The organism is Syntrophales bacterium, from assembly GCA_026417625.1.
Lineage (GTDB): Bacteria > Desulfobacterota > Syntrophia > Syntrophales > UBA8958 > JAOACW01.
Map to the genome: position 1 here is coordinate 20,758 of JAOACW010000016.1, position 6,371 is coordinate 27,128.

General features: G+C 41.2%; 7 protein-coding genes. All 7 read left to right on the top strand.

Translation table 11 applies throughout. The features are described from left to right. Position 1 precedes the first annotated feature (1 nt). The 7 genes from N2317_08495 to cas2 (N2317_08525) all read left to right on the top strand — a co-directional run bounded on the left by N2317_08495 (position 2) and on the right by cas2 (N2317_08525) (position 6,009). Complete coding sequence (locus N2317_08495; protein MCX7817526.1) at positions 2-997, top strand: hypothetical protein; 996 nt, start codon at positions 2-4, stop codon at positions 995-997. A 4-nt stretch (positions 998-1,001) separates the two neighbouring features. Beyond that, the gene (csm5, locus tag N2317_08500) at positions 1,002-2,396 is read left to right on the top strand and encodes a type III-A CRISPR-associated RAMP protein Csm5 (protein MCX7817527.1); all 1,395 of its coding nucleotides are present in this window, start codon (positions 1,002-1,004) and stop codon (positions 2,394-2,396) included. A 56-nt stretch (positions 2,397-2,452) separates the two neighbouring features. Next, entirely contained in the window at positions 2,453-2,767 is a 315-nt protein-coding gene (locus N2317_08505; protein ID MCX7817528.1) for a YddF family protein, read from the top strand. A 33-nt stretch (positions 2,768-2,800) separates the two neighbouring features. Beyond that, positions 2,801-4,096 (top strand): TIGR02221 family CRISPR-associated protein, encoded by a 1,296-nt coding sequence (gene csx2, locus N2317_08510; protein MCX7817529.1) that lies wholly within the window; start codon positions 2,801-2,803, stop codon positions 4,094-4,096. A gap of 190 nt (positions 4,097-4,286) precedes the next feature. Further along, positions 4,287-5,441, top strand: a complete 1,155-nt coding sequence (cas1, locus tag N2317_08515; protein MCX7817530.1) for a CRISPR-associated endonuclease Cas1 — start codon at positions 4,287-4,289, stop codon at positions 5,439-5,441. 9 nt (positions 5,442-5,450) lie between these two features. Beyond that, positions 5,451-5,726, top strand: a complete 276-nt coding sequence (gene cas2, locus N2317_08520) for a CRISPR-associated endonuclease Cas2 (GenBank protein MCX7817531.1) — start codon at positions 5,451-5,453, stop codon at positions 5,724-5,726. Between the two features lies 1 nt (position 5,727). Continuing rightward, positions 5,728-6,009 carry a CRISPR-associated endonuclease Cas2 gene (cas2, locus tag N2317_08525; protein ID MCX7817532.1) on the top strand — a complete coding sequence of 94 codons (282 nt, stop codon included), beginning with the start codon at positions 5,728-5,730 and terminating at the stop codon, positions 6,007-6,009. The last annotated feature ends 362 nt before the right edge of the window (positions 6,010-6,371 follow it).

A 6,371-nucleotide genomic window follows, 5' to 3' on the forward strand; every position in this document is an offset into this window, starting at 1 on the left:
CTTGAAGTTTTGTGAGGTTCGTATAAAGCCAAGATCGTCTTTTGGCACACCGCTTAAAGGTGATACCGTATTTGGTCAATTCTGTTGGCAAGTCAAGTACGATCCTGAAATATTGAATGGAGGTCTGGATTTCTGGATTTCCTGTTATCATGAAAGGCCGTTTGGTATTTTTTCAACAGCATGGCCAGTTGTTATGTGTAACAATAAAAGTTGTTATGCTTTGAAGACGCCTGATTATCCCCTCAAGGCTTTTTCCAAAGCATCCTATGAGGATAGGAGTAAGTTTTACGAGGAGAGAAAGAGGATTTTGAAGAAACGTTGGGTCATTGTGGGAGAAGATCTCCAATTAAAAGTTGACCGCGAGCGGATGAAGACCGATGAAGAAGTTTTTAGATCGGCGGGTTTAAGTCTCAGTGAAAGTAGCATCATGAGGGAGTTTGTCCAGGACCACAATACAATTAATCGAATTACTATGACAACAGGTGAAGATCAGTTTGCCCCATACATAATGAGAAATTTTGTATACCATCCTGATCTGGAGCTCGCTATTTTTGTGCTTTTTGATGAGGAAGCAACTGATGTTGAAAGGATAAAATTTGGTTTTGAGAGGATGGGGAAGTTCGGTTACGGTCGAGATGCATCCACTGGTTTGGGTCGTTTTGATGTTCTCTCTGTAAGAGAGATTGCGATTCCCGTTCGAGGAGATGCTGTTGCATGTTACACTCTGGCACCTTCGGTTCCAGAAAAGGACCTCTATAGTGAGGTGTTTTTTGTACCTTTCACTCGTTTTGGAAGACACGGAGATTTTTTGGCCACTTCGTCCAATCCCTTTAAGGCACCTATCATCATGGCGGATGAAGGGGCGGTATTATTCCCGAGTAGTGACGTTGTCTGGAGTAAACCGTACCTTGGTTGTGCGATAAAGGGTGTATCTAAGGTGGAGGTCAACACTGTTTCTCAGGGTTACTCCATTTATTTACCCATAAGTTTGGAGTGAGATTATGGTGGTAACGAAAAGGTGTTTCATAAAAGTATTAACCCCTGTTCACATAGGGTGTGACGAGGTTTACGAGCCTTTCTCTTTCGTTGTGGATGAACGGGAAAGGGAATTAGTGGTCTTCGATCCATTAACTTTTTTTAAATCTTTAAAGGAAGAAGAGAAGATAAAGTTCGACTCTCTAAGCCGGAAAGGGACTGTTGTGTCTCTTCTTGAGTTGATGAAATTCATGAGAGGTAGATCTGCAGAAGGCTTCCGGATACCGGTCAGTGAAGGGTTTGTGAGTCATTATAATAGATCTGTTGGGATGCCAATGGGGGATGTGAACAGGATTCAAAATGAGTTAAACAGGTTTGCTATTATGAGAACTGCTTTTAACCCTCATAACAACGAGCCCTATCTGCCAGGTTCTTCCATAAAAGGCTCCTTAAGGACGGCTTATCTGAACATGGTTGCAAAGAAAAAACCACCATTTAGTTTGAACCTGAGCGAAAAAGGTGCGAACAGAAAACTTGAACAAACATTGTTAGACTATAAGAGTATCGAGACTGATCCATTTAGATTGCTGAAGGTTTCTGATTTTGTACCAGTAAAAGCATCAACCCGTATAGTTTATGCGGTAAATGTGAAGAAGGATGGCAGCAGTGCGGGAGGATTGAGCCAAATTTTGGAGATTATAGAACCTGGTTCATTCTTTGTAGGGACAATTTCTGTTGATGAGGAGAAATCTCGTCATCCACTGGTAAATCACCAAATTACATTTAAGGGTGTCTTGGATAGTTTGCGTTTTTTCGAGCAGGAGAAATTGAGAGAGGAGAAGGAGCTTCGACAAGCTGGAATAAATGAGTGTTCTCTGAAGTTGGATGGTGGTCGGCTCATAAGAGTTGGCCGTCACTCAGGGGCTGAGTCAGTAACTATAGAGGGGTACAGGAAAATACGTATCAGAGGCAAGAGGGAATATGATTCAGATAAAGCTACAACAGTATGGCTCGCATCTGAAGTTAACAGAAATTATGACAAAAATAGAATAAGGCCGTTCGGTTGGTGTCAAATAGGTGAAATAACTCCGGAGATCGAAAAAGAAGTAGATGAATCATTAAAAGTTGCCAAACCTGTCAAAAAGGTGATGTCCGAGACCGTTGAGAAAATTGTTGAGAGAAGAACTGTTCCAGAACCTGTAATTGAGGAGTGGCCTTCTGCTCTTCTAACGTGGGATCCGGGGAAACAAGAGTTAAAGGCAGAATTTGAAGGCAAAAGGGCTATCCATAAGGGTAAAGATATTATCCCAGAAAACTTGCGCAGGAGTTTAATAGAGAAACGCAAAAGTGTGAACGCAAAGGTTACGATAGAGAAGGTTTACAACCGGTATTCAATCGTGAGAATTGAAGGTGAAAGCTGATTTTGGTTTGTTGATTAGTTTTCTGTTTCTCATGGAAAAACGGGATGGAGGTAAAGTTGAAACGTTATATTCTAAACACGCCTGTTCTTACTACATACGGTTTGTATCGATTCTCAAGTATAGATGTTGAAGAAGCAAAGCGTATTGCAAAAGACGCGATTTCTGCCGTGGGTCACAAGGGGACTGCCGAAGCTCTTTCTATTCTTCTCGGCATTGATGTAAAAGTTAATAGAATTGAAGTTTTTATGGAGCCAGGAGATGTCGCTGTTGTTTTCAGAATAAAGAAACGTCTTCCGGAGGGAGTAGTGCTGGATACAGAAGATACTTTAAAAATGCCGTACGAACTCGGCAAGTTGGAGAGAATTGAGTAGAGATCCTATTATCGAATTTTTTTTGGAGGGGGCATGGCCAGGTTGTTCCTTTCTGTTTTAGGAACGGGTGAATATGTTGAGGCGTATTACCAACTGCATGATAAAAAAATAGGCCCTACAAGGTTTGTCCAAGTAGCCACGGCAAGTATCAATTGTAAAGAATGGAATGAAGATGATGGTATCTTAATTTTTACGACAGAGGAGGCGGTAAGGAAAAATTGGTATGATGGTGTAGACGGTAAATCTTCCAAGGGGCTTAAATCGTGTCTTGAAGAGCTATCTTTGAAACCGAGAATTAGGAACGTTATGATCCCTCCAGGTTTTTCGGAAGAGGACATATGGAAGATCTTTGACATTATGTTCAATGAGATAGGCAAATCCGACAGAGTTGTATTCGATATAACCCATGCCTTCCGATCATTACCAATGCTTGCGATGGTTGTTTTGAATTATGCCCGGGTCGTGAAGAAAATTTCCATCGAAGGTATTTATTATGGTGCTTTTGAGGTTCTTGGTCCAATAGTTGAAGTAAGGAATAAACCCCTTGAAGAAAGGATTGTCCCTATTTTTGATCTAACTTCCTTTGATGAGTTGTTATGTTGGGCTATTGGATTGGACAGATTTATTTCAACAGGCAATGCAGAGGCAGTAATAGCTCTTGCAAATAAGATTTATAAACCAGTTCTGAAAATCACTGCCGGTAAAGACGAAAAGGCAAGGAAAACTCGAATCCTCGCGGAGAAACTTGATCAATTTACCTCGGTTATGGCGACATGCCGGGGAGATAGGATAGGTAAAGTCGCAGCGGAGCTTAAACAGGCTGTAGATAGTTGTATTTCTTTTGGTGTGGTACGGAACACGCTTTTCCCTATATTGGAAGATTTGAAAAGGCAGCTTGATTCGTTCAACGGTAACGTAGTTAACGATAGCTTTTATGGTGCTTATTGGTGTTCTGAACACAACTTGATACAGCAGAGCTATACGATTTTGAGAGAAACTATCATTACATACTTACTGGAGAAGTTGAACCTCGATTATAATGATCAAAAATTGCGAGAAGCGGCAGCGAAGGCTTTCGATGAATTGGGTGGGGTAAGTGGTACACACTCAGTGTCTTGTGTTTCCAGTGAGAAAGAAGTTACAGGACTTTGCGTTTCATTTTTAAAAGATAAACCGGATTTGGTGAAATGCTTCGTAAATTTACGTAATTTCAGAAATGACCTAAACCACGCAGGGATGGGCAGAAAATCGGGGAGCAGTCCAAAAAGAATTCGGGAAAAACTAAAGTATTTCCTTGAGGAAACAAAAAGATGCATGGATGTTCTTTGACAACTGAATAATGTGTTATCGTGTCCCTTTATAATAATTGCAATATTGCTGTCCTTGTGAGTGTCGCATAATTTTTCGTAGAATCCATACTGGCCGTGGGGTGCAATTCCCCAAAGTTCGATTCCGGCTGCCCATCTTCGCCCCCCTATCATGAGGGGGCGAGGGGCAACTCACAAGGAGGTTTGGTAGTATGATAGTGTATGTCAAAACACAAGGGGCACGGGTTGTTCGTGAAGGGCGGCATTTGCTTGTAAAGAAAGAAAATGACATTTTACACACACTTTTCACATACAAGTTAGAACAATTGGTTCTATTTGGAAGTGTTGAAATCACACATCCTGCTTTGGTTTCGCTTATGCGACATGGAATAGATGTTGTCTTTTTAACTGCGAACGGTCGTTATCTTGGACGTCTATCGTCTGCGGAGGCGAGAAATGTAAATCTTCGGCGAAGGCAGTTCAAACTATTGGATGATAGGGAGTTCTGTTTGGGTGTGGCAAAGGCCATCGTTAAAGGAAAGCTCTTGAATATGGCTACGTTGCTCAACCGCATAAAGCGTACAAAAAACGATTCTATAGCAGGCAGGAAAGCTCAAGAGATACAAGAACTTGTGCCCCTTGTTGACAAAGCTGAAAGTATTGATGCTGTGCGTGGTTATGAAGGGCGCGGCTCGGTTCTTTACTTTGAAGGTTTTCCCCGTGGTTTCTTGAGCGATTGGGGTTTCACTCGACGTGTACGCAGGCCACCTACCGATCCAGTGAACTCGGTTCTCTCTTTGCTTTATACTTTTCTGATGAACAGGGTATACGCTGCTGTGCGTATAGCAGCTCTTGATCCTTATGTTGGTTGTCTTCATTCAATCGATTATGGTCGTTATTCTTTGGTGCTGGATTTGATGGAAGAATTTCGACCTTTGATTGCAGATACTCTTGCTCTGTCTCTTTTTAACCTTAAAATCCTGAAGAAAGATGATTTCTACGTTGAGAAACCTATGTCTACTGAGCAGGATGAATTGTCCGAAGAAGTACCTGATGTGACAAGCGATCCTATAGGCTGGATTTCTGTTGATGATTCTTCCGAAATGGAAATTATGGACCTCCCTGAGCAACCTGTCGTTGATTTTACACCGGAACTGGCACGAACTGGTAAATACCCGGTCAAATTAAGGGGCAATGCGTTGAGTAAAGTCGTTGAGGCATTTGAGAAGAAGCTTACGATGCGTTTTTTCTATCCACCAGCGGAACGTCATCTTTCTTATGCGGATGCTATCATTTATCAGGCTCAGCATTATCGAAAAGTTGTCGAGGGTGAAGTATCAACTTATTTGCCTATTCTTTTTAGGTGAGTTCTCGCAATGATTACAGTAATCACTTATGACATTACTGATCCTAAGCGTTTGGTGAAACTTAACAAGTTTCTAAAGGACTATGGTCTCAATACACAAAAGTCCGTTTTTGAGTGTGATATAGACGATGTAGCGATAAAGAAAATAAAGGACTATTGTAAGAAAAATTTGGACCTGAAGAGTGATTCGGTCAGGATTTATAAAATCTGCAAGGGATGCATGAATCGGGTTATCATTGTTGGTAAGGGTGTAAAAGTGACACAGTTGGATTATAGGGTTGTCTAACATGAGGGTTATAGTAGCTTATGACATATCAGATGAGTATCGTTTGAGAAAAGTGGCGAAAATAAGTGAGGACTATGGCACAAGGGTGCAAAAATCTATCTTTGAATTGAATATAACAACAAATAAGCTGCAGGAATATATAGAGCGTATACGAAGAACCATTGATCCTGCCGTTGATGGGGTTAAGTTCTTTCCTCTGTGCAATGGCTGTGCTCACAGAAAGGTAGAGATTATAGGTCAGGGATTTGTAGTCGATTTCGATACAGAGTTTAGCATTTTATGAGTAACTACTTTTGTGCAGACCTCCCTTCTCACACCAGCAATTTTTTGAACTGCTTGAAATTGTTATAAATTTAAGAACAAAGAACTGGGAGGTCTGCGTTTTAAAAAATTATCGAAAAAACAAGGACTTAGAAAAAAAAGAGGATGGATTGAACAATGTTTTTAGATTTTTTCCTTGGGGTCCGCAATAAAGGTTACAAAAAAGGCCTTACGGAGCTTATTAGAGAAGTTTGCGGATGAAATGAGACCTGATCATTGAAGGGATTGCGACTCAGGGCACCACTCCCCTCTATTGTTGTATGTCCCACGTGGCGATGAAATGAGACCTGATCATTGAAGGGATTGCGACCGATCGTATACCTG

Excerpts from the sequence above, each read along its gene's own strand:
- csx2 (MCX7817529.1), top strand. The coding sequence starts at position 2,801 with ATGGCCAGGTTGTTCCTTTCTGTTTTAGGAACGGGTGAATATGTTGAG.
- cas1 (MCX7817530.1), top strand. The coding sequence starts at position 4,287 with ATGATAGTGTATGTCAAAACACAAGGGGCACGGGTTGTTCGTGAAGGG.
- cas2 (MCX7817532.1), top strand. The coding sequence starts at position 5,728 with ATGAGGGTTATAGTAGCTTATGACATATCAGATGAGTATCGTTTGAGA.
- cas2 (MCX7817531.1), top strand. The coding sequence starts at position 5,451 with ATGATTACAGTAATCACTTATGACATTACTGATCCTAAGCGTTTGGTG.
- csm5 (MCX7817527.1), top strand. The coding sequence starts at position 1,002 with ATGGTGGTAACGAAAAGGTGTTTCATAAAAGTATTAACCCCTGTTCAC.